Origin of the sequence: Streptomyces sp. MMG1121, from assembly GCF_001280015.1 — a bacterium.
Classification (GTDB): Bacteria; Actinomycetota; Actinomycetes; order Streptomycetales; family Streptomycetaceae; genus Streptomyces.
Map to the genome: position 1 here is coordinate 1 of NZ_LGDV01000073.1, position 503 is coordinate 503.

At 68.6% G+C, this 503-nt stretch carries 1 protein-coding gene; it reads right to left on the reverse strand.

Annotation, left to right across the window (positions count from 1 at the left end; genetic code table 11):
- The coding region (locus ADK64_RS08030) for an acyltransferase domain-containing protein (protein WP_159046192.1) at positions 1-503 on the reverse strand (503 nt) is incomplete at both ends.

Sequence of the window (503 nt, forward strand, 5' to 3'; positions counted from 1 at the left end):
CCCCCCCCCCACCCCCCCCCCAGCCGCCCACGCCTCCACAAAACCCCCCCCCGCCCCCCCAAAGGCCGCGCCACCCTCCAACGACCACACCCCCGCCACATACGCAGCCGCCACCTCACCAATCGAATGACCCGCAAGATAGTGCGGCCGCACACCCCACGACCGCACAAGGCGATACAACGCCACCTCGACCGCGAACAGAGCCGGCTGCGCAAACCGCGTCTCGTCCAGCAAGTCACCGCCCTCGAACACCACATCCTTCAACGAACAGCCGAGTCGCTCGTCCACGGCCGCACACACCTCATCGAAAGCCTCCGCGAACACCGGGAAAGAGTCGTACAGCTCACGCCCCATCCCCACCCGCTGCGAACCCTGCCCCGTGAACAACACACCCAGACGACCCGCAACCACACCCCCAGGCCGCACCACCGCGAGCCCCTCCCGCGCCTCCTCCACCGAACCCGCCACCACCACCGCACGATGATCAAAATGCGCCCGGGAGG